This window comes from Pseudomonas sp. 1L-B-1-E-C1 (assembly GCF_057291835.1).
The window spans coordinates 135471-156037 of record NZ_JBXAWN010000001.1; the positions used below are offsets into that span (position 1 = coordinate 135471).

At 61.0% G+C, this 20567-nt stretch carries 20 protein-coding genes; 5 read left to right on the top strand and 15 right to left on the bottom strand.

Annotation, left to right across the window (positions count from 1 at the left end):
- Positions 1 to 19 precede the first annotated feature (19 nt).
- Positions 20 to 937 carry an AraC family transcriptional regulator gene (locus tag AC0Z4S_RS00460; protein WP_042609580.1) on the top strand — a complete coding sequence of 306 codons (918 nt, stop codon included), beginning with the start codon at positions 20 to 22 and terminating at the stop codon, positions 935 to 937.
- Between the two features lie 16 nt (positions 938 to 953).
- Here the strand turns inward: AC0Z4S_RS00460 and AC0Z4S_RS00465 are convergent, their stop codons facing one another.
- Together AC0Z4S_RS00465 and AC0Z4S_RS00470 are read right to left on the bottom strand one after the other, a co-directional pair.
- Positions 954 to 1883, bottom strand: a complete 930-nt coding sequence (locus tag AC0Z4S_RS00465; protein ID WP_065617037.1) for a LysR family transcriptional regulator — start codon at positions 1881 to 1883, stop codon at positions 954 to 956.
- Positions 1884 to 1978: 95 nt separating this feature from the next.
- The gene (locus AC0Z4S_RS00470; RefSeq protein ID WP_485621611.1) at positions 1979 to 2689 is read right to left on the bottom strand and encodes an SDR family NAD(P)-dependent oxidoreductase; all 711 of its coding nucleotides are present in this window, start codon (positions 2687 to 2689) and stop codon (positions 1979 to 1981) included.
- Positions 2690 to 3053: 364 nt separating this feature from the next.
- Between AC0Z4S_RS00470 and ycaC the strand changes: the two genes are divergently transcribed.
- The gene (ycaC, locus tag AC0Z4S_RS00475; RefSeq protein ID WP_485621612.1) at positions 3054 to 3683 is read left to right on the top strand and encodes an isochorismate family cysteine hydrolase YcaC; all 630 of its coding nucleotides are present in this window, start codon (positions 3054 to 3056) and stop codon (positions 3681 to 3683) included.
- Between the two features lie 232 nt (positions 3684 to 3915).
- On the opposite strand, the gene AC0Z4S_RS00480 is transcribed toward ycaC, so the two are convergent.
- The 3 genes from AC0Z4S_RS00480 to AC0Z4S_RS00490 all read right to left on the bottom strand — a co-directional run bounded on the left by AC0Z4S_RS00480 (position 3916) and on the right by AC0Z4S_RS00490 (position 6170).
- Positions 3916 to 4614, bottom strand: coding sequence for a tRNA (adenine(22)-N(1))-methyltransferase (locus AC0Z4S_RS00480; protein ID WP_485621613.1), 699 nt, complete (start codon positions 4612 to 4614; stop codon positions 3916 to 3918).
- A gap of 130 nt (positions 4615 to 4744) precedes the next feature.
- Positions 4745 to 5794 carry an NAD(P)-dependent alcohol dehydrogenase gene (locus AC0Z4S_RS00485; protein ID WP_485621614.1) on the bottom strand — a complete coding sequence of 350 codons (1050 nt, stop codon included), beginning with the start codon at positions 5792 to 5794 and terminating at the stop codon, positions 4745 to 4747.
- 148 nt (positions 5795 to 5942) lie between these two features.
- Complete coding sequence (locus AC0Z4S_RS00490; protein ID WP_042609586.1) at positions 5943 to 6170, bottom strand: hypothetical protein; 228 nt, start codon at positions 6168 to 6170, stop codon at positions 5943 to 5945.
- A 165-nt stretch (positions 6171 to 6335) separates the two neighbouring features.
- Here AC0Z4S_RS00490 and AC0Z4S_RS00495 point away from each other — a divergent pair, with 165 nt between their 5' ends.
- Positions 6336 to 6545: a hypervirulence associated TUDOR domain-containing protein gene (locus tag AC0Z4S_RS00495; RefSeq protein WP_485621615.1), complete on the top strand. Its 210-nt coding sequence runs from the start codon at positions 6336 to 6338 to the stop codon at positions 6543 to 6545.
- Here AC0Z4S_RS00495 and AC0Z4S_RS00500 read toward each other — a convergent pair.
- The 5 genes from AC0Z4S_RS00500 to AC0Z4S_RS00520 form a co-directional block, all read right to left on the bottom strand.
- Positions 6542 to 7795 carry an NAD(P)/FAD-dependent oxidoreductase gene (locus tag AC0Z4S_RS00500; protein ID WP_485621616.1) on the bottom strand — a complete coding sequence of 418 codons (1254 nt, stop codon included), beginning with the start codon at positions 7793 to 7795 and terminating at the stop codon, positions 6542 to 6544. The two genes, AC0Z4S_RS00495 and AC0Z4S_RS00500, sit on opposite strands and share 4 nt — an antisense overlap.
- Positions 7785 to 9377: an aldehyde dehydrogenase (NADP(+)) gene (locus AC0Z4S_RS00505; RefSeq protein ID WP_485621617.1), complete on the bottom strand. Its 1593-nt coding sequence runs from the start codon at positions 9375 to 9377 to the stop codon at positions 7785 to 7787. The genes AC0Z4S_RS00500 and AC0Z4S_RS00505 overlap by 11 nt, the downstream gene beginning before the upstream one ends.
- A 63-nt stretch (positions 9378 to 9440) precedes the next feature.
- Positions 9441 to 10388: a dihydrodipicolinate synthase family protein gene (locus tag AC0Z4S_RS00510; RefSeq protein WP_485621618.1), complete on the bottom strand. Its 948-nt coding sequence runs from the start codon at positions 10386 to 10388 to the stop codon at positions 9441 to 9443.
- 54 nt (positions 10389 to 10442) lie between these two features.
- The gene (locus AC0Z4S_RS00515; RefSeq protein ID WP_485621619.1) at positions 10443 to 11369 is read right to left on the bottom strand and encodes a 4-hydroxyproline epimerase; all 927 of its coding nucleotides are present in this window, start codon (positions 11367 to 11369) and stop codon (positions 10443 to 10445) included.
- Positions 11370 to 11391: 22 nt separating this feature from the next.
- A complete protein-coding gene (locus AC0Z4S_RS00520; RefSeq protein WP_485621620.1) occupies positions 11392 to 13017 on the bottom strand; it encodes an APC family permease in 1626 nt (541 codons plus the stop codon).
- 223 nt (positions 13018 to 13240) lie between these two features.
- Here AC0Z4S_RS00520 and AC0Z4S_RS00525 point away from each other — a divergent pair, with 223 nt between their 5' ends.
- Positions 13241 to 14011: a PAS domain-containing protein gene (locus tag AC0Z4S_RS00525; RefSeq protein WP_485621621.1), complete on the top strand. Its 771-nt coding sequence runs from the start codon at positions 13241 to 13243 to the stop codon at positions 14009 to 14011.
- Here the strand turns inward: AC0Z4S_RS00525 and AC0Z4S_RS00530 are convergent.
- The gene (locus tag AC0Z4S_RS00530) at positions 14008 to 14604 is read right to left on the bottom strand and encodes a LysE family translocator (protein ID WP_485621622.1); all 597 of its coding nucleotides are present in this window, start codon (positions 14602 to 14604) and stop codon (positions 14008 to 14010) included. The two genes, AC0Z4S_RS00525 and AC0Z4S_RS00530, sit on opposite strands and share 4 nt — an antisense overlap.
- 54 nt (positions 14605 to 14658) lie before the next feature.
- Entirely contained in the window at positions 14659 to 15495 is an 837-nt protein-coding gene (locus AC0Z4S_RS00535) for an AraC family transcriptional regulator (protein WP_485621623.1), read from the bottom strand.
- A 1031-nt stretch (positions 15496 to 16526) separates the two neighbouring features.
- Here AC0Z4S_RS00535 and AC0Z4S_RS00540 point away from each other — a divergent pair.
- Positions 16527 to 16784 carry a hypothetical protein gene (locus AC0Z4S_RS00540; RefSeq protein ID WP_485621624.1) on the top strand — a complete coding sequence of 86 codons (258 nt, stop codon included), beginning with the start codon at positions 16527 to 16529 and terminating at the stop codon, positions 16782 to 16784.
- A 79-nt stretch (positions 16785 to 16863) separates the two neighbouring features.
- Here AC0Z4S_RS00540 and AC0Z4S_RS00545 read toward each other — a convergent pair whose 3' ends face one another.
- The 3 genes from AC0Z4S_RS00545 to AC0Z4S_RS00555 are packed head-to-tail and all read right to left on the bottom strand — an operon-like array spanning position 16864 to position 20407.
- The gene (locus AC0Z4S_RS00545) at positions 16864 to 18102 is read right to left on the bottom strand and encodes a nucleoside permease (RefSeq protein WP_485621625.1); all 1239 of its coding nucleotides are present in this window, start codon (positions 18100 to 18102) and stop codon (positions 16864 to 16866) included.
- 42 nt (positions 18103 to 18144) lie between these two features.
- The gene (locus AC0Z4S_RS00550; RefSeq protein WP_485621626.1) at positions 18145 to 19227 is read right to left on the bottom strand and encodes a sugar phosphate isomerase/epimerase family protein; all 1083 of its coding nucleotides are present in this window, start codon (positions 19225 to 19227) and stop codon (positions 18145 to 18147) included.
- The gene (locus AC0Z4S_RS00555) at positions 19220 to 20407 is read right to left on the bottom strand and encodes a Gfo/Idh/MocA family protein (RefSeq protein ID WP_485621627.1); all 1188 of its coding nucleotides are present in this window, start codon (positions 20405 to 20407) and stop codon (positions 19220 to 19222) included. The genes AC0Z4S_RS00550 and AC0Z4S_RS00555 overlap by 8 nt, the downstream gene beginning before the upstream one ends.
- Positions 20408 to 20567: the final 160 nt, after the last annotated feature.

The following is a 20567-nucleotide window of genomic DNA, read 5'->3' on the forward strand; positions in this document are numbered from 1 at the left end:
TGCTTTCGAGGCCCTTTGCATGGATAACCACGACGCTTCCATCCTTCACGACACGGCGGTGTATCGCGCCGAACTGGTGCGCCTGCTGACCCAGCGTTTCGACGCGCCGGGCACCTACGAAACGGCCATTGCGCCGCTGCACGTGATCCGTCTCGATGGGCCGTCCGAGCTGATCCATGTCGTGCATCGCCCGGCGCTGTGCCTGATTGTGCAGGGACGCAAGGAAGTCGGGCTGGGCGACGAACGTTTCCTCTATGACCCGCTGAATTATCTGGTGGTGTCGGTGACGTTGCCGGTATCGGGCCGGGTGATCGAAGCCTCGCCCGAGGCACCGTATTTTTGCGTCCGCCTGGATTTCGACCCTGCACAACTGACGCAACTGATTGCCGAATCGCCGCCGACCGGGGTGCCGCAGGAAGCCGGACGCGGCATGTTTCTCGACAAGATCGACGTGACCCTGCTAGACACCATGCTGCGTCTGGTGCGCCTGCTGGATAACCCGCGCGACATCGGCATGCTCGCGCCAATGGCGTTGCGCGAGTTGTATTACCGCCTGCTGCGCGGTCAGCACGGGCATCTGCTGTATGAAATCGCCGTCAGCGATTCGCAGACCCACCGGGTCACCCGAGCCATCGACTGGCTGAACAGGAATTTCACCGAGCCGCTGCGCATCGACGCGCTGGCGCAGGTGGCCAACCTGAGCAATTCGGCGCTGCACCATCGCTTCAAAGCCGTCACCGCCATGAGCCCGCTGCAGTATCAAAAACAGTTGCGCTTGCAGGAAGCGCGGCGGCTGATCATCAACGAAGGGCTGGACGTGTCCAGCGCCTGTTATCGCGTTGGCTATGAAAGCGCTTCGCAGTTCAGCCGCGAATACAACCGCCAGTTCGGCTGCCCGCCATCGAAAGAACTCAGTCGCCTGCGCCAGACCGGTTGACGGCCTGACGCCCTGTTTAGCGCGCGGGTTCCGCCCACTCATCACGAAACCCCAACAGGAAATCCACAAACGCCCGCACCCGTTGCGGCACATAGCGGCCGTGCGGGTAGAGCAGGGTATAGGGCCGCGAACGGCCGGTGTACGGCTGCAGCACTTCAATCAGGCGGCCATCCGCCAGTTCCTGCTCGACGATGAAGCGGTACGTCTGAAACAGTCCGGCGCCGTGCCTGGCCAGCGTCACGCCGCCGAGCACATCGTCGGAGCAGGAGTAGCCGCCATCCGAGATCACCTCCCGATCCCGGCCGTTTTCCTGAAATAGCCAGGAAATCCGCCGGCCACTGCTGGGCAGCTCGAACTGGATGCACTCATGCTCGATCAGATCGTCGAGGGTTTGCGGCGTGCCGGCCCTCTGCAGATATTCAGGGGAGGCGACCACCACCAGGCTGGCGTCTTCCAGCAGGCGCGCGATCAGAGTCGAGTCCGGTTGCGCGCGTACGCGTATCGCCAGATCGTAGCCTTCCTCGACGAAGTCGATATTGCGATTGCCCAGGTGCACGTCCACCGTAACCTCGGGGTACAACGCCCGGAATTTCGGCAGCAGCGGCAGGATGCGGTGATGCCCGTAAGTGGTTGGCAGGCTGATGCGCAGTCGCCCCGACGGCGAAGTCTGCGCGCCCATGACTTCCTGCTGCGCTTCGACCAGTTGCGTCAGGGCCTGGCTGCATTGCTCGAAGAAGCTGCGGCCGGCGTCGGTGAGGCGGATGCTGCGCGTGGTGCGCGCAAACAGGCGCGATCCCAGGCGTTGCTCCAGACGCAGAATCGACCGGCTGACAGCCGCCGGCGTGACCCCGGCCAGTTGCGCGGCGGCGGTGAAGCTGCCGGCTTCGGCAGCCAGGCAGAAGAGTTCGATACTGCCTAATTGCAGGTCTTCAAAATGGCGTTTCATTGTGGCTCGCACCGAAGATCGACGGACGTTCACCCTCTGTGTACCACAACCCACGACGCCGCCGGTATCCACCGGCGGCGTTGCAGGAAATTCGATCAATGGCCGGCGCTCTGGCCACCGTCGACATGCAGGATTTCGCCAGTGACGAACTTCGCGCTGTCGAGGTAGAGGATCGCTTGCACGATGTCGTCGATTTCACCCATGTGGCCGACCGGGTGCAGGCTGCCCAGCGCCTGATGGGTTTCCTCAGCGTGCATCGGCGTTTTGATGATGCCCGGCGATACCGCGTTGACCCGAATGCCGCGCTTGGCGTACTCGATAGCGAGGGATTTGGTCGCCGCGTTGATACCGCCCTTGGTCAGCGATGCCAATACCGAAGGCACGCCATCAACCGCATGATCGACCAGACTGGTGGTCACGCTGACGACGTGGCCGCTGCCGTGTTTTTCCATCTCGCCGATGGCCAGTTGCGAGATATGAAAGAAGCCACTCATGTTGGTCGCCACGACCTGGGCGTAGTCCGCCTGGCTGTAAGCGGTGAACGGCTTGGCCAGAAAGATCCCGGCATTGTTCACCAGCGTATCGACGCGACCGAACCGGGCGACCGCAGCGCGAATCACTCGCTCAGCGGTTTGTGGATCGGCAATGTCGCCAGCGACGGTCAGAACATCCGGGTCGCTCGACTCTTTGATCGAGCGCGAGGTTGCGACTACGTGATGGCCAAGGGCGCGAAAGCCTTCGACCAGACCTGCACCAATGCCTTGCGAGGCGCCGGTGATGACAACTACTTTTTTCGATGTGCTCATGATGATTTCCTCTGTCGCTGGCCCGTCGGAATGGCGGGTGGCTCTTGGAGAGGACTTTAGGAAGTTGCGACGAGTTGATAAATGGGGGCGCAGGTACTTCATTTGTACTTCGGTGTATCTAATCAGGGTGCGTTCGTAGGAGTGAGCCTGCTCGCGATGGCGTCATTTCAATCGATAAAAAACGTTGGCTGACATGACGCTATCGCGAGCAGGCTCACTCCTACAGGAGGGCACCTTTTGATTGTCCCGTTTGAGTGGACGGTGAAACGCTTTTCAGCCGATTTATCCCTTCGCTGTGCGTCAGTAATCTGTACCCAACTTGAACGCAACAACAAAACTTCAAACTTGAAAAGGGACGCACACCATGACCACTCCAACCTACAACCGCCTGAACAAAGACGACGCTATCGTGCTGCTGGTTGACCACCAGACCGGTCTGATCTCACTGGTGCAGGACTTCTCGCCGAACGAGTTCAAGAACAACGTGTTGGCGCTGGCGGATCTGGCCAAGTTCTTCAACCTGCCAACGATCCTCACCACCAGCTTCGAACAAGGCCCGAACGGCCCGCTGGTGCCGGAGCTGAAAGAGATGTTCCCGGACGCGCCGTACATCGCTCGTCCTGGTCAGATCAACGCCTGGGACAACGAAGACTTCGTCAAGGCGATCAAAGCCACCGGCCGTAAGCAGATCATCATTGCCGGTGTTGTAACGGATGTGTGCGTAGCGTTCCCGACCCTGTCGGCGCTGGCGGAAGGTTTTGATGTGTTTGTGGTGACTGATGCGTCCGGCACCTTCAATACCACCGTGCAGCAAGCCGCGTGGAGCCGCATGACTCAAGCCGGCGCGCAGATGATGAACTGGTTCTCGGTGGCCTGCGAACTGCACCGCGACTGGCGCAACGACATTGAAGGCCTGGGTAATCTGCTGTCGCAGCGCATCCCCAACTACCGCAACCTGATGAACAGCTACACGGCGCTGACGCAGCAGAAGTAAGCCTTCAACCCACCGCAAAAGCCTGCCGCGAAAGCAGGCTTTTTTGCGCTCGTGAATTTGCAACGCGGTCACTGTAGGAGTGAGCCTGCTCGCGATTGCGTCGGCACATTCAACATCTCCGTTGGCTGATGTACCGCTATCGCGAGCAGGCTCACTCCTACAGGAGATCGCGTGTGGCCTGACGACACAGTCAACTGTGGGAGCGAGCTTGCTCGCGAAGACGGCGGCACAGTCACCCAAGCAATTCGCTGATCCACTGCACCTCTTGCTTGATCGCGTGGACTTTGTCCTGCGGCAATACCTGTTGCGCTCTCGTAAACTGCCCCAACGTCTTTTGCCGCTGACTTAGCCGGCGTTGCCACTTTTGCACAAACGCCGCGCTGCGCGCCTGCAGATGCAGCGGTCCGAAAAACAGTTCCCTGGCATCGTAAGTCACCGGCTCAGAGGCTCGCTCGGCAACGATGATTTCATAGTCGAAGCGGTTCTCGTGCAGCACCTCTTCACAGACGATCCGGTAGCCGTTGTCCATCAGCCACCGGCGCAACGCCTGCTCGCCACCATTGGGCTGCAGGATCAGCCGTTCGTGGCCATTGAGGTGGGCTTTACCGCTCTGGAAAATATCGCGAATTGTTTCGCCACCCATGCCACAGAGGGTGATGGCGGTGATCGCATCGTCAGGCCTGATCGCTGCCAGACCATCTGCCATGCGCACGCTGATTTGTCCGTGGAGGTCGTGGTCATTGACGGTGCGTTGCGCCGCGTGGAACGGCGTGCGCGCGACCTCGCCAGCCACCGCCCCTGTAATCAGGCCACGGCACATCAGGGCAACCGGCAGGTAAGCATGATCGGAGCCGATATCGGCCAGCCGTGCGCCGAGCGGCACGTGGGCGGCGACCCGTTCAAGGCGCATGGACAATGTCTGTTGGTTCAACGGCGACCCCTGTTCACCCAGTGGTGGAAAAAGGGGTGCGACTCTGGCGAGCAACGCGGGCGCTGTCAAATAGCGCCGATGGAGTCCCTCGAGCCATCGGCAGCACAGCGCTGCCGATGGCTGCTTGCGCTTAGCGGGCGAGGGTTGCGTTGTCGATGACGAAGCGATATTTCACGTCGCCCTTGAGCATGCGTTCGTAGGACTCATTGATCTGATCGGCACGGATCAGTTCGATATCGGAAACGATGCCGTGCTCGGCGCAGAAATCCAGCATTTCCTGGGTTTCAGGGATGCCGCCGATCATTGAACCGGCGATGGTGCGACGTTTCATGATCAGGTTAAACACGTTCGGTGATGGGTGCGGCGAGGCGGGCGCGCCGACCAGGGTCAAGGCGCCGTCGCGCTTGAGCAGGACGAGGAAGGCGTCCAGATCGTGCGGCGCGGCGACGGTATTGAGGATCATGTCGAAGCTCTTGGCATGTGCCGCCATTTCTTCGGCATTGCGCGACACCACCACTTCGTCCGCACCCAGCGCCTTGGCCGCTTCGCGCTTGGATTCGGAAGTGGTGAACGCGACAACATGGGCGCCCATGGCGTGGGCCAGTTTGATGCCCATGTGACCAAGGCCACCGATGCCGACTACGCCGACTTTCTTGCCGGGGCCGGCCTGCCACTGACGCAGCGGCGAGTAGGTGGTGATGCCGGCGCAGAGCAGCGGCGCGACGGCGGCCAGTTGCGCCTCGGGATGACGGATGCGCAACACATAGCGCTCGTGCACGACGATGTTTTGCGAGTAACCGCCGAGGGTCCAGCCCGGCGCGTCCGGGGTCGGGAAGTTGTAAGTGCCGATCATGCCGTCGCAGTAGTTTTCCAGACCGGACTCGCAGTCATCGCAGTGTTTGCAGCTGTCGACAATGCAACCGACACCGACCAGATCGCCGACCTTGTAATCTTTGACATGATCGCCAACGGCCGAGACGCGGCCAACGATTTCATGGCCGGGAACGCAGGGAAATTGCGTGCCAGCCCATTCCGCGCGCACCTGGTGCAGGTCGGAATGGCAGATGCCGCAGAAGGCGATATCGATCTGCACGTCATGCGCCGCCGGGGCGCGACGGTTGATCTGCATGGGCTCAAGGGGTTTGTCGCCAGCGTGGGCGCCGTAGGCTTGTACGAGCATGTGAGCATCCTCCATGGGGTAGTCGGACGCCCATTGTTGCGCTTGGGTCCGAGGGCGAAGTAGTGCATTTCTGTGAAATGCTTGCCTGATTCTGCCGCTGATTGCAGAACCGAAAGGCAGCTGTATTGCGCCGGCCGCCTTTCCAGGCTCAACGCGGATTGGGCTGATCGTCCATCTCGGCGTTATCGGTTTCCTGACGTACGCGTTCGGGATCCAGCCCGGCATCGTCATCATCCAGCGGGATTTCGCCTTCGTTGTCGGGCAGTTCGTCGATGCCGCGCTCCTTCATCGGATCGACCTCGGTGCGCCCTGGACTCAGCGGATCCGGAGTGGTTGGGAGCGGATCGTCACCTTGCTTGCCTTGGTCGTTGTTCATCTCACACCTCGCTATAGCCGTTTTGTACGGCGTGTGCAGGTTGGAGGTGCGGGCGATTTTCACCGTTCGATTTTTTTGCCTGCCTTCGGTCGCCTCGCAAAAAAGCGGAATTTCTCCGACGCGTGCGGCTCCATACACCAACAAGCCAGAGGCGAGGACGCAATGATGAGCAGCTCATTCAAGGTCGGCGATGCGGTGCGCTGGAATTCCGAGGCCGGCGAGATTCACGGCAAAGTGGTCAAGGTGCACACCCGTGACACCGAGTTCATGGGCCGCCACCGCCCGGCCTCGAAAGACGCCCCGCAGTACGAGGTCAAGAGCGACAAGACCGGCCACCTCGCCATGCACCACGGCGACGCGCTGAGGCACGCTTAAAAACGTCCCAGTCGGTAGGGCTCGATGTCTGGCAACGCGACGGTGGCGCCCGAGACCATCTGCCCGATCATCTCCGCTGTGACCGCCGCCTGCGTCAGCCCCAGATGTTGGTGACCGAAAGCAAGCAACACCTTGCCATTGCAGACCTGATCGATGACTGGCAGCGAATCCGGCAGCGATGGGCGAAAGCCCATCCACGGTGTTGCGCCATCAGCGTTCAGGTCATGGCGAAACAGACCTTGGCTCAAGCGCTGCAACTGCCAGGCGCGCGCCATGTTGGCTGGTCGCTCCAGTCCGGCGAACTCGACCGTGCCGGCCAGACGCAGGCCTTCGCTCATCGGCGTCATGATGAACTTGCGCTCCAGCGAGGTGACAGGGAAGGGCAGGCGATCATGCTCGTTAGGCAGCATCAGGTGATAGCCGCGTTCAGTGTCCAGCGGCACCTGTTTGCTGGTCAGCGCGGCGGTGAGTTTCGTCGAATGCGCACCGCAGGCCAGCAACACTCGGCTGGCCGTAACCCCGCCATTGCCGGTGACCAACAAGACCCCGTTTTCCTGCACGTACCCACCCTGAACCTGCTGCTTGAGAAAACTCACACCGCTGCTGCGAGCCGCCTCGACCAGCGCACACACGACCCGATAGGGATCGAGGAAATGCCCGGTGCGCGGGAAAAACAGTCCGCCCTGAATCTGTTCGCTGAGCTGCGGCGCGGTTTCACGGATCGCCCCCGCTTGCCAATAGTCCACCGGCACCTGCTGCTGATTCAGGCGCGCCTGCAAACCTTCGAGGGATTGCCGCGATTCAGGTTTTTCGAAGACCAGCAACGAGCCGTCAACCCTGAGCAGATCCGGGCGCTGGATATCAGTCAGCAAGCGTTGCCACGCGTCGAGGCTGCTTTCGTTGAGCGCACGCAAACCTGCGACGGTTTGCTGGAACGGTTCGGGTCGCAGGTTCAGCAACAATCGGGTAAACCACGGCAGGGCGCGCGGGAGGTACTTCCAGTCCAGGCGTAGCGGCCCCATCGGGTCCATGAGCATGGCCGGCAAGCGCTTGAGGATCGACACGTCTGCAATCGGAAACACCTGCTCGGTGGCCAGATGTCCGGCATTGCCGAACGAGGCGCCATTCCCCGGTTCCTGCTGATCGATGACCACCACGCGCAAACCCTGGCGCGCCAGACGCAGCGCGCAAGCCACGCCGATGATCCCGGCGCCGACCACGGCGATGTCGTGCGAAGGGTTATTCGTCATGGCGTGTCGCTTCCCGTTGGCCATCGAGCAGCCGCCGCAGGTGCAGCGGATTGGCCTGTTGCAGTGCCGTCGGCAGCAAACTGTCGGGGAAATCCTGATAGCACACCGGCCGCAGGAAACGCTGAATCGCCGCGGTGCCCACCGAGGTGCTGCGCGCATCCGAGGTCGCCGGGTAAGGCCCGCCATGGACCATCGCCTCGCAGACTTCCACGCCGGTCGGCCAGCCGTTGACCAGCAGGCGCCCGGCCTTGCGCTCCAAGGTTGGCAGCAACGCGCGCGCCAGTGCAAGGTCGGCGTCGTCCATGTGCAGGGTCGCGGTCAGTTGGCCTTCGAGGTGGGCGCAGACCTGACGGATTTCTTCGTCGTTGCTGCATTGCACCACCAGCGATGTCGCGCCGAACACCTCAGCCTGCAAACGCTGAGCGGCAAGAAAGTCCGCCGCCTCGGTGCTGAACACCTGCGCCTGACATTGATTCGGGCCGCTGCCGGGTTGGCCAGCCGCTACCGCGTGCGTATGAGGATTGTCTTGTAAAGCGGCCACGCCCGTTTCATAAGCCTTGAAGATGCCGGGCGTGAGCATGGTTTGCGCCGCACTGCGCGGGATCAGTTCAGCTACCGCGCCGAGAAACCCGTCAAGTGCCGGGCCTTTGCAGGCAATCAGCAACCCTGGGTTGGTGCAGAATTGCCCGGCGCCCAGTTTCAGCGACGCGACAAAACCTTCGGCCAACGCCTGCGCCCGATTTTCCAGAGCGGCGGGGAACAGCAGCACCGGGTTGATCGAACTCATTTCCGCATACACCGGAATCGGCTCCGGGCGCGCCTGCGCGGCTTTCATCAACGCCATACCGCCAGCGCGTGAGCCGGTGAAACCAGCGGCTTTGATGCGCCAGTCGCTGACCAGTGCGATACCCACTTCGTAGCCCGAATCGAACAACAACGAAAACACGCCTTCGGGCAAATTGCAGGCGTTGACCGCTTGCGCCACCGCGCGGCCGACCAGTTCGCTGGTGCCGGGATGCGCACTGTGCGCTTTGACGATCACCGGGCAACCGGCCGCCAGTGCCGCAGCGGTATCGCCACCGGCCACGGAAAATGCCAGCGGGAAGTTGCTCGCCCCAAACACCGCGACCGGCCCCAAGGCAATCTGCCGCTGGCGCAGGTCCGAACGCGGCAAGGGTTGGCGCTGCGGTTGCGCAGTGTCGACACGTACGTCCAGCCATTCACCGGCGCGCACCGTACGGGCGAACAGGCGCAGTTGCGACCAGGTACGGCCGCATTCTCCCTGGAGACGTGCACGGGGCAAACCGGTTTCGGCATGGGCGCGTTCGATCAGTTCATCGCCAAGTTTTTCGATGTGCTCGGCAATGCATTCGAGAAATGCTGCGCGGTCACGCAGGCTGGTTTCGCGAAAGGCGTCTTGAGCTTCCCAGGCCACGGCGCAGGCTTGTTCCACCTGTTCGGCCGACGCGCCGGCGTACTGCGGTTCAAGTGCCTGGTTGGTCGCCGGATTGATCCCGCGAAAGGCTGGACGATGGCCCGCCACGGAGTGTTGGCCGATCAGCATGTTGCCCGTCAGAGTCATGGTGTCTTCCTGTGAAATGAGCGAGGCCTGCCGCGAATCGTGATGGCTCGCGGCAGGTGGCGGTCAGGCGAAGTTCTGCTCGGCGGACCAGTTCTCGTACCAGTGACGGAACAGCGAATACTGCTTCTCGGCATAGCGGCGTTGCGAGTCGCTCAGCACATCGGTTTCATTGAAGTGCAGGGTGTATTCCTTGTCGCCGTTGAGCACCATCAGGTGCTTGTAATAGAGCACCAGATCGCAACCCTCATCGAACGACGACAACACTGCGAGCGCCGACTCCAGCTCCCGCGCCTGCCGGCGGGCCTTGGCATCGCCCTGCGCGGCCTGCTTGCTCAGCGTCACCAGTTGCAGCACTTCGCGGGGCAGGGCGTTGCCGATGCCGGTGATGGCGCCGGTGGCGTTGCAGTTGACGAAACCGTGCACCACTTGCGTGTCGACGCCGACCATCAACGTCACGTCGTCATCCTTGGAGGTAATGTTCTCGGCTGCATAGCGCAGGTCCGCGCCGCCGCCAAATTCCTTGAAGCCGATCAGGTTCGGGTATTCACGACGCAGTTCGAAAAACAGCTCGGCGCGGGTGGCGAAGCCGTAGTAAGGGCTGTTGTAGATCACCGCCGGCAGCTTCGGCGCGGCTCGCAGGATGGCGGCGAAGTGCGCCTTTTGCGCGGTCGCCGAGGCGCCACGGGAGAGGACGCGCGGGATGACCATCAAGCCTTGCGCGCCGACTTTCGCCGCGTGCGCTGCATGGGAAACCGCCTCACGGGAGTTCACCGCGCCAGTGCCGACGATGGTCGGCACCCCAGCGGCGACCAGACGCGCCACGCCTTCCTGGCGCTCGGCTTCGGTGAGCAGCGGCCAGTCGCCCATGGAGCCGCAATAGACCACGGCGCTCATGCCGACATCGATCAACTCGCGACCCTTGGCCACCAGCGCATCGAAGTCCGGTTTGCGCTGGGCAGTGCACGGGGTCATCAGGGCCGGCATGCAACCGGTGAAGATGTTGTCGCTCATGGTTCAACTCCTTGGCATTTCGTTTGATTCGAGGTGAAAAAACGGCGTGTCGGCTCAGATGCCCCACGCAAACGGATCGCTGTCGTCGATCAGCAAGGTGCTGTCGGCGGTCATGTAAGCGCGCCCGGTAATGAACGGGCGGATGCGCTCGCCTTCCCATTCGAAACGGCCGTCGAACTGGCTGCCGGTGATGCTCGCCTGGATCCACGGCGCGCCCGGTTGCAACTTGTCGTCGGCGGCCAGGCAGGCGAGTTTGGCGCTGGTGCCGGTGCCGCACGGTGAGCGGTCGTAGGCTTTGCCGGGGCACATGACGAAGTTGCGGCTGTCGGCCTGATCGTCAGCGGCGAACAGTTCGATGTGGTCGATGACCGCACCGTCCTCGCCAAAGATGCCCTGATCTTCCAGCGCTTTGAGCATCGCCCAGGTGTACGCCGTCAGGTGTTCGACGTTGTCCATGGTCAATGTCTGTCCATGCTCGGAGACGAGGAAAAACCAGTTGCCGCCATAGGCGATATCACCGACCACGCGACCAAAACCGTGCACATCCACCGGCACCTGTTTGCGATAACGGTAAGCGGGCACGTTGCCCAGAGTGACCGAGCCATCGTCGTGCAGCGTCGCGCTGACTTGCCCCACCGGCGTATCGATCTTGTGCACGCCCGGCTGGATTTTTCCCAGATGCTGCAACGAATTGATCAGGCCAATGGTGCCGTGGCCGCACATGCCCAGATATCCGGCATTGTTGAAGAAAATCACCCCGCAGGTGGCATCAGGCGAAACCGGCGGGCAATACAGCGCGCCGACCAGCACATCGTTGCCGCGCGGTTCGAGCAGACAGGCGCGGCGCCACTGGTCGTGCTGGCTGCGCAGGGCGTCGCGTTTCTCGGCCATGCTGTTGCCGGAGAGCTCGGGAAAGCCGCTCATTACCAGGCGCGTCGGTTCGCCGCCGGTGTGGGAATCAATGACGTGTACTCGTTTCATGAAGAGATCCCGTTGGATGATTTCAGTAGGCGCCGGCAGGGCGGGCATTGACGGTAGGCGAGGGCGCAGGGCTTTCGCTTTCCTCGTCCTCGTCGTCCAGGCGCAGCAGATGCGCAGGCACACCGGTCGCCGCGCCCCAGTAGTAGATGCCCGTGGCGCAAGCGGCGACGACAATCGTGTCGAACGGATGGGCGAGGATGCCCAGGCCGCCGAAGGTGCCGAGTTTCGATAGCACGATGGTCACCGCGTAGAACGCGATCAGCCACGCCGAAGAACGCACCTGGCGCGCAAGACTCAGGTGTGCGGTCGGCACGAAACGACCGCAGAACAGGTAGATGACAAACATCAGGATTTGCAGGCCAAGCAGCCACGACACGGTGTTCCAGCCCGACCAGTAGACGATCAGCGCGGCGATGATGAATGACACCGGCCCGAGCAGGCCCATGCTCTTGACCCGGAACGGGCGCGGCATGTCCGGCGCATTGCGCCGCAGCGCAGCAACCGAGACCGGCGCCACGGCATAGCTCAACACCAGTGCCGCGGAGACCACGTTGATCAGCGCTTCCCACGACGGGAATGGCAAGGTCCAGAACACCGACAGGGCGAAGGTCAGCCACAGCGCCGGACGCGGAATGCCGGACTTTTCGTCGATGTGGGTGAAGACCTTGAAGAAGGTACCGGTCTGCGCCCAGCCGTAGATCACTCGCGGGGTGGCGTTCATGTAGATATTGCCGCAACCGCTCGGTGAGATCACCGCATCAGCCACCACCAGCCAGGCCAGCCAGCCGACACCAAGGGCCAGGGCGATGTCGCGATACGGCAGGGCGAATTCCTTGCTGATACCGGCCCAGCCGTTGGCGAGCATTTCCGTCGGAATGCTGCCGAGAAAAGCCATTTGCAGCAGTACGTAGATCAAAGTCGACAGCAGTACAGAGAGAATCAGCGCGATGGGAATGGTGCGCTGTGGGTTTTTCACTTCGCTGGCCACGGAAATGATCGGCGTCAGGCCGAGGTAGGCAAAGATGATCCCGCCAGCGGAGACGGCCATTTCCACACCGGACAGTCCGAATGGGGCGAATCCCTGAACCTGGAAATTCTCCGGTTTGAAGAAAGTGAACAGCACGCCGATCACCAGCAGTGGCACGATGAATTTGAATACGCTGACCAGATTGTTGGCCTTGGCGAAGGTCTTCACACTGCGGTAGTTGAGCAGGAAAAACACGCAGAGCAGGCCGAACTGCACCAGCCAGCCGAGGATCGTCGGATCGCCGCTGCCGGCCTTGGTCAGGCCCGGAAACCACGCCGCAGCATATTGCCGCGAGGCGACCACTTCGATCGCCACCAGACTGGAAAACGCAATCAGCGTAATGAAGCCCATCAGATAGCCGAGCAGCGGGCCGTGGGAATAAACCGGGTAGCGCACTACGCCGCCGGCACGGGGCAATGCCGCGCCCAGTTCGCAGTAGACGATGCCCAGCAGCAACACGGCGAAGCCGCCCAGCAACCAGGAGAAAATCCCCGCCGGACCGGCAATCGCCGAGACATGGCTGGCGGCGAACAACCAGCCGGAGCCGAAGATCGCGCCGAGTCCGATAAAGGTGAGGTCGATCAATGAAAGCTGTTTTTTGAACTTGCCTTGGCCTGACATGGCATCGCCTTCTTGTGAGTTATTGGATAGGCAGTTGTGTCACGGGGACGACCAGACTTTGCACCGGTCGACCACGGCGGCGATTGATGTTTTATGCAGGGATCGATGACGAATTCAGCACAATGGCGCCGATGAATGCGCGGCCTCGACAGGGCCGCAACGTTGCTGCAATCTGCTCGCGGACAGCTTTTCTGGCGGTTCATCTTGAGGGGGGAAGTCTTTGATGCAGTCTGCGTTTTCGATCCTGTGCCAAGGCGCTGACGGCGTGCGTCCGCAGACCCTCGAAGAAGTGGTCGCCGCTGCCGCGCAGCTGTTGCCGATACTCGATGTGATCCCCAATGCGGCGATCTTCATCAAGGACCTGCATGCGCGCTATGTGCTGGCCAACCACACGCTGGTGCAGCGTTGTGGCTTGAAGGGCCTGCGCCCGTTGCTCGGCAAAACCAGTGCGCAGGTTTTCCCCGCGCAGTTGGGGCCGGGTTACACCGAGCAGGATCGCAAGGTGCTGGAGGAGGGCTTCGTGCTGGAGGATCAGCTCGAACTGCACCTGTATGGCAGTCGCGAACCGGGCTGGTGCCTGACCCACAAACGACCCATTTATGATCGTGACGGGGTGATCTTGGGCTTGGCGGGAATCTCGGTGGATCTGCAGTCAGCCAGTGAAACCCACCCGGCGTTCGAGCGCCTGGCGGCTGTCGATGAATACATTCGCGCCAACTTCAATCGACGGGTCACCTTGAGTGAACTGACGCGGATCGCCGGAATTTCCGTGGCGCAACTGGAGCGCTACTGCAAACGCGTTTTTCACCTGACGCCACGGCAGATGATTCAGAAAGTCCGTCTGGAGCATGCGCATCGCTTGCTGCTCAGCGACTTGCCGATCACCGAGGTTGCGCTGCAATGCGGCTACACCGATCACAGCGCTTTTACCCGTCAGTTCAAGGCCTCGACCGGATTCACTCCGCGTGAATATCGTCACGCGACCGGGCACTAGATCAGCACGGCCAGCCACGCCGAGAGCAGCAGAAGAAAGGCCAGTGCCGCGTTCATTCGCTTGAACGCTTGCGGTGAGCTGAGCAACCGTGCGCTGCCGACGCCGAGCAACGCCCACAGCGTCATGCACGGCAGCGACACCAGCAGAAACGCCAGTGACAACACCAGCAGGCGCAGCGTTTTGTCGCCACCGCCAACAAATACGCTGACCACGGCCACCGCCATCATCCACACCTTGGGATTGACCAGTTGCAGCAGCGCCGCGCCGAATACGCTCAAGCCTTGTTCTTGTGCGGCACTCGGGTCCAGCGACGGCGGCGGGCTGCGAAAGATCTGCCATGCCAGCCAGCTTAACCAGATCACGCCACCCCAGGCCATCGCTTGCTGCACCCGGGGAAAACGCAAAAGGGTTTCGCCAGCACCGAGCCCGACCACCAGCACGATCAACGCCGCCGCCCCACAAGCGCCAAAAATGATTGGCAACGTCGCGATCAACCCACGTCGCGAGCTGTGGCTCAACACCAGAATATTGGTCGGCCCCGGCGTGATCGAGGCGACGAAAGCAAACAGCAGAAAGGGTAGTAAAGAAGCCATGGTGCAGATTCCTGAAAGTCGAAACAGGACACCATGATCGTCAGCGGCGGAGCCTCAGTCTGGAAGATTTGAGCAGCGTTTGCGGTAGTCCGCCGGGGTCAGTTGATAGGCGCGGCGGAACCAGCGCCCCAAGTGACTCTGGTCGGCAAAACCGAGCACGCTGGCGACCTGCGCCGGCGTCTCACCGCGGGCAAGCAATTGCCGCGCCTTGGCCAGTCGCAACTGGATCAGGTAAGCGTGGGGGGCCAGGCCGAAAGCGGCCTTGAACGCGCGGGTCAGGCGAAAGCGGTCCACGCCACAGGCTTGCGCAAGCTCATCGAGGCCGATGTCTTCATAGGTGTGGGCATGCAGATAGTCCCGCGCGACCTGCGCAACCAGTGGCAGGCGCGGATCGAAAGCCTGACGCTTGCGCCAGTCGAGGTGGCGGGTGAGGGACGCCAGCAGGCCATCGATGGCGGTCTGGCGGACGATGCGCAAGTCACCGTCGTGCAATGCGTGGAAGGCTTGCCCAATCGCAGTCGACAGGCGCGGGTCGTGGCTCAGGGTGTCGGCAAAGCCAGGCTGACTGTCGGCGGGCGCCTCTTCGAACAGCGCGTGCAGTTCGCGCTCCAGCCAGCACGGATCGAGGTACAGCATCGAGTAGGTAAAGCCATCCTCGGTTGGCGCATGGCCATCGTGAATTTCACCCGGCTCAAGCAGGAACACATGCCCCGGCGTACTGCGATGACGCACACGGCGACAATTGAATTGCTGCACGCCTTGCTCGGTGAGCCCGACGAGAAAGCTGTCATGCCAGTGCGGATCGTAGGCATGCCCACGGAAATGCGCACGAATCGACTCGATCCCGGTATCGACATCCTGGGACAGGGAGATCCAGTTGCGTTTGTCCATGGGAGTACTCCGAGGGCGATTGAGCAGGTGCGTTTTTAAAATAGCGCGTGGGGGAGGAGAGTGTTTAGAAGATTTGTGCACGGGAGATGGGGAATTGAGTCGGGTGGCGCGAAGGGAGAGGGCTTCGCAAGAAAACGCAGACGAAAAAAAACCGCCTTCGCGGGGCGGTTCTTCCATACCTCGGGTTGGAGCCGAGGCCGTGTGCATCACTAGCCACACCAACATGTCCGCGCATGGTATTGAGTTTCGGCCACCAGCGCAACGTAGGTTTATCGGGATGTACGAAGTTTTCCAGCAGCGCTCTGCGCATGCAATGGATTTCAGTGTTGTCAATAAACATTGTCAGAAATACGATTTTACAAAGGTTCAGGCGTAGCCGCAGAATAACCTTGGTACTCGGGTTTTCTCTTCCGATTTCTGCGTTAAGATGCCAGCGCTCATATTGTTGGTAGAGCGGTGAGGTTTGGCTGGGGGCGCACAAGGTTTCACGCCCTTTGACGCGGATTCGCACCCGCGCCGGAATGATGTCTCGGAGGGATTTCAACCGGCCGCCTCACTAGCCACACCAACATGTAGGCTGAAAGCATGCGTGGTCCGGTAAGTTTGCTGGAGGTTTGGCCGCCAGCCCTGGAGGCCAAAACGTATGAAGCTTTTGCTGCGTACGCTGAGCCTTGTATGGAGATTGTTCAAAGCCTTGCGCTTTGACGAGTTCCTGCGAGACCGCTTTGACGACCTGAAATAAGGGTCGTCTGAGCGGGGAAGACCCGTTTCGGTTTCGATCGATTCGGGTCTTTTTTTTGCTCGAGTAAAACTGTCAGAAATAATTTTTTTCAGTTTTTACGCTTTCCATGTTGTAGCGCGTTTCGCCTGGATACGTTAGCAAAAGCTTACCGATGGGATAAACAGCGGCCTGTCTTTGGTCAATCATTGATTGCGTCAATAACAATCATTAAGTCAATGAAGTTCTCATATCCATGGCGCGGCGTAAGATCGGCTCCATACCCAACCACTGCAACTCGGAGCACATCATCATGAAACGCCAGACTATTCTCGGTATCGCTTTCTCGGTTTTTGCACTGAATGCCTTCGCCGCCACTGAAACCGACCCGATGTTCAGCGACGCCGTAGCGGCCACTGAAACCGATCCACTGTTCAGCGACGCCGTAGCCGCGACCGAAACCGATCCACTGTTCAGCGATGCAGTAGCCTCTGACGGTGCCGATCACCTGCAAGGCAATCGGGTCGCCGAAGGTGGTGCCGACCGTCTGCTCGAACGCCGCACTGCTTGAGCGTAACCATGAGCACCGATAACGAATGCCGCCCCAACCACAGGCGGCATTCGTTCTATTCAAGCATTACCACTCTGCTCTAAACCGCACTCGGCAACACAGCCTTGTCGCGATCGCGGCCCTTGAATGTCGCCCAGAAACACAGCAGCACCGCCACGGAAAAACCGGCGGGGAACAGCCAGATACTTTTCCAGTCATGACCCGCACTTGAAGTGAAGTGGTCAGTGATCCGTCCCGCAATCCAGAACCCGATCAACATGCCCAAACCGTACGTGGCCAAAGTGATCAAGCCTTGCGCCGAGCTGCGGAAGCGTTCCGGTGCCTTGGCATCGGTGTAGATCTGCCCGGACACGAAGAAGAAGTCATAGCACACGCCGTGCAGGGCGATGCCGATCAGCAGCATGAACGCCTGATCGTCGTTATTGCCGAAGGCAAACAGCACGTAACGCAATGCCCACGCTGCCATGCCGACCAGCAGGGCGATCTTGATGCCGAAGCGATGGATGAACAGCGGCAACAGCAGCATGAACAACACTTCCGAAACCTGACCGATGGCCATCTTCGCCGTCGGGTTGGTCACGCCGATCTCAGCCAGAAACGGGTTGGCATTCTGGTAATAGAACGCCAGCGGAATGCAGATCAGGATCGAGGCGAGGAAGAACACCAGATAGCTGCGATCCTTGAGCAAACCCAACGCATCGACGCCGAGCATCTGCTTGAGGCTCGATGCGCCCGCTGCGGTTTTCAGCGGCGCAGTGTTCGGCAGACTGAAGCTGTAAAGCCCCAACAGCAGCGACGCCACAGCGGACATCAGAAACGTATTGCGCAAGCCTCCCGCGGCGATGCTTTGTTGCGAGTCCCAGGCGAACACGAAGCTGATCACCACGCCGGCGACAATCCAGCCCACCGTGCCCCACACGCGAATTCGCGAGAACTCCAGCGCCGGGTCCTTGATCTGGCGGAACGCCACGGCGTTGACCAGTGCCAGCGTCGGCATGTAGACCATCATGTAAGCGAGCACAAAGGGATAAAACGCACTGAAATCCGCTGCGCGATAAAGCTGAAAGAGCAGCACCGCGCCGAGCAGATGCAGCACCGCCAGAATGCGTTCGGCATTGAAGAACCGGTCGGCAATCAGGCCGATGACAAACGGCGCCAGAATCGCGCCCCAGGATTGCGTGGCGAAGGCCATGCCGACCTGACCTCCGCTGGCAGCCAGCGTGGTGGCCAGAAAGGTGCCGAGGGTGACGAACCAGCCACCCCAGATAAAGAACTGCAAAAACATCATTACGCTGAGTCGCGCATTCATTACGTTCATTTCAGATCACCGTATTGTTTTTATGTCGGTAACGCGGATGAATCAGTCGTCAGCCAGGCCGAGCAGGCGCCGGTTGGAAGCGGCATCGGCGCTGACCCCGGCGAAATCGTCGAAGGCCTTGGTGGTCTTGCGGATCATGTGCCGCTCGATGAACGCCGCGCCTTCGGCCGCACCCTGTGCCGAGTCTTTGAGGCAGCATTCCCATTCCAGTACCGCCCAGCCGTTGAAGTCGTATTGGCACAATTTGCTGAAGATCGATTTGAAATCGATCTGACCGTCGCCCAGCGAGCGGAAGCGCCCGGGACGGTCGACCCAGCCCTGATAACCGCCATAGACGCCGGAGCGCGCATCGGGGCGGAACTCGGCGTCCTTGACGTGAAACATGCGGATGCGTTCGTGGTAGCGATCAATGAAGCCGAGGTAATCCATTTGCTGCAGCAGCAGATGGCTCGGGTCGTAGAGAATCGCGGCGCGAGGGTGGTGATTCACCGCTTCGAGAAACTGCTCGAACGACGCGCCGTCATGCAGGTCTTCGCCAGGGTGGATTTCGTAGCACAGATCAACGCCAGCGTCTTCGAAGCAGTCGAGAATCGGCAACCAGCGCTTGCCCAGCTCGGCGAAGCCTTGCTCCACGAGCCCGGCAGGACGTTGCGGCCACGGATAGACGTACGGCCAGAGCAGGGCGCCGGAAAAGGTTGCGTGGGCGGTGAGCCCCAGGCGCTGGCTGGCACGGGCGGCGAGTTTCAACTGCTTGATCGCCCACTCGGTGCGCTCGCGGGGTTTGCCGCGCAGTGCTGGCGGGGCGAAGTCGTCGAACAGGCTGTCGAACGCCGGATGTACCGCGACCAGTTGCCCTTGCAGGTGCGTCGACAATTCGCTGATGACCACACCGGCGCGGGCGCAGACGGCGATAAGTTCGTCGCAGTAGTCCTGGCTTTCAGCGGCGCGCTGCAAATCGATGAAGCGCGTGCCGAGGGTAGGTACCTGGATGGCTTTGTAGCCTTGAGAGGCCGCCCATTCGGCGATGTTGGCGAGCGAGTCGAATGGCGCCTCGTCGGCGATGAATTGCGCAAGGAAAATCCCCGGACCTTTCAGGCCTGTCGCGTTGTGCTGATCACTATTCATTGTGGGTGGCTCCTGTGAGTTGGCCGGGGATCTCGCTCCACTTCTCGGTGCCAAGGTGATTGGCGATCGCCGTTTCGATGAAAGCCATGCCGCGCAAGCCGATCTCGATGCCCGGCACGCCCGGAGCTTGATGACCGTGGGTGTCCTGGAGAATCGCCTCGGCGAGGTCGCCGTACAGATTGGCCATGGCCTCCAGATACCCTTCGGGATGCCCGGCGGGCAGGCGCATGCGCTGGTTTGCGGCAGCACACAACCACGGCTGACCGACACCCGAACGCAGGATGCGCATCGGCTCGTTCAACGGACGATGAATCAGACTGGCCGGCTCCTCCTGACGCCATTCAAGCCCACCCTTGTCACCGTAGACGCGAATCTTCAGAGGATTCTCTTCGCCGGCGCAGACCTGACTGGCAAGCAGTACGCCGCTGGCGCCGTCGTTCATCTTGAACAACATCGCCACATCATCATCCAGCTGCCGGCCCACGACATGTGCACCGAGCATTGCGCTGATGAACTGGATCGACTGTCCGGCAACGAACTCTGCGAGGGAAAAAGCATGGGTGCCGATATCGCCGATGCAGCCGCCGATCCCGGATTGCGCCGGGTCGTCGCGCCAGCCGGCCTGCTTGTTGCCTTGCCCGGCGACATCGGTGCTGAGCCAGCCTTGCGGATACTCGACGATGACTTTGCGCACGTGCCCGAGCACGCCGCTGGCGACCATCTCGCGGGCCTGCCAGACCATCGCGTAACCCAAGTAAGTGTGCGCAAGGCCATAAATGCGCTGACTGTTAACGACCACCGAATGCAGCGCCTGCACCTCGGCCAGGTTCAGCGCCGCGGGTTTCTCGCTGAACACATGAAAACCGGCGCTCAATGCTTCACGGGCAATCGGTGCGTGCAGATGATTGGGCGTAACGATGATCAGCAGTTGCATGCGCTGCTCCGCGGGCAGGGCGGCCTCGCGGGCGAGCAGGGTTTGCCAATCGTCGTAACAGCGCTCGGTGGCCAGACCCAGCGCGGCAGCGGTGCGCTGATTGTTCTCGGAATCGCGGCTGAACGCTCCGCAGACCAGTTCGAAGCGTCCATCGAGGCCGGCGGCTTGCCGGTGGGCGCGGGCGATGAAGGAACCTTCACCGCCTCCGACAAAACCCATTCTTATTTTTTTTGCGGCAGCGTACATGGCAGTCGTCTCGGTTGCTGGGTGCAATTTTGATGAGTGATGTAACCGGTTACATCGTGGGCGAAATCTAGGCGTGAATTAGCCGAGTGTCAAATGCCAGCGGATGATCGACAGCGTTTCGATCCCTCGTCGCCTGCGGTAAGCTCCGCGCCTGATCGAT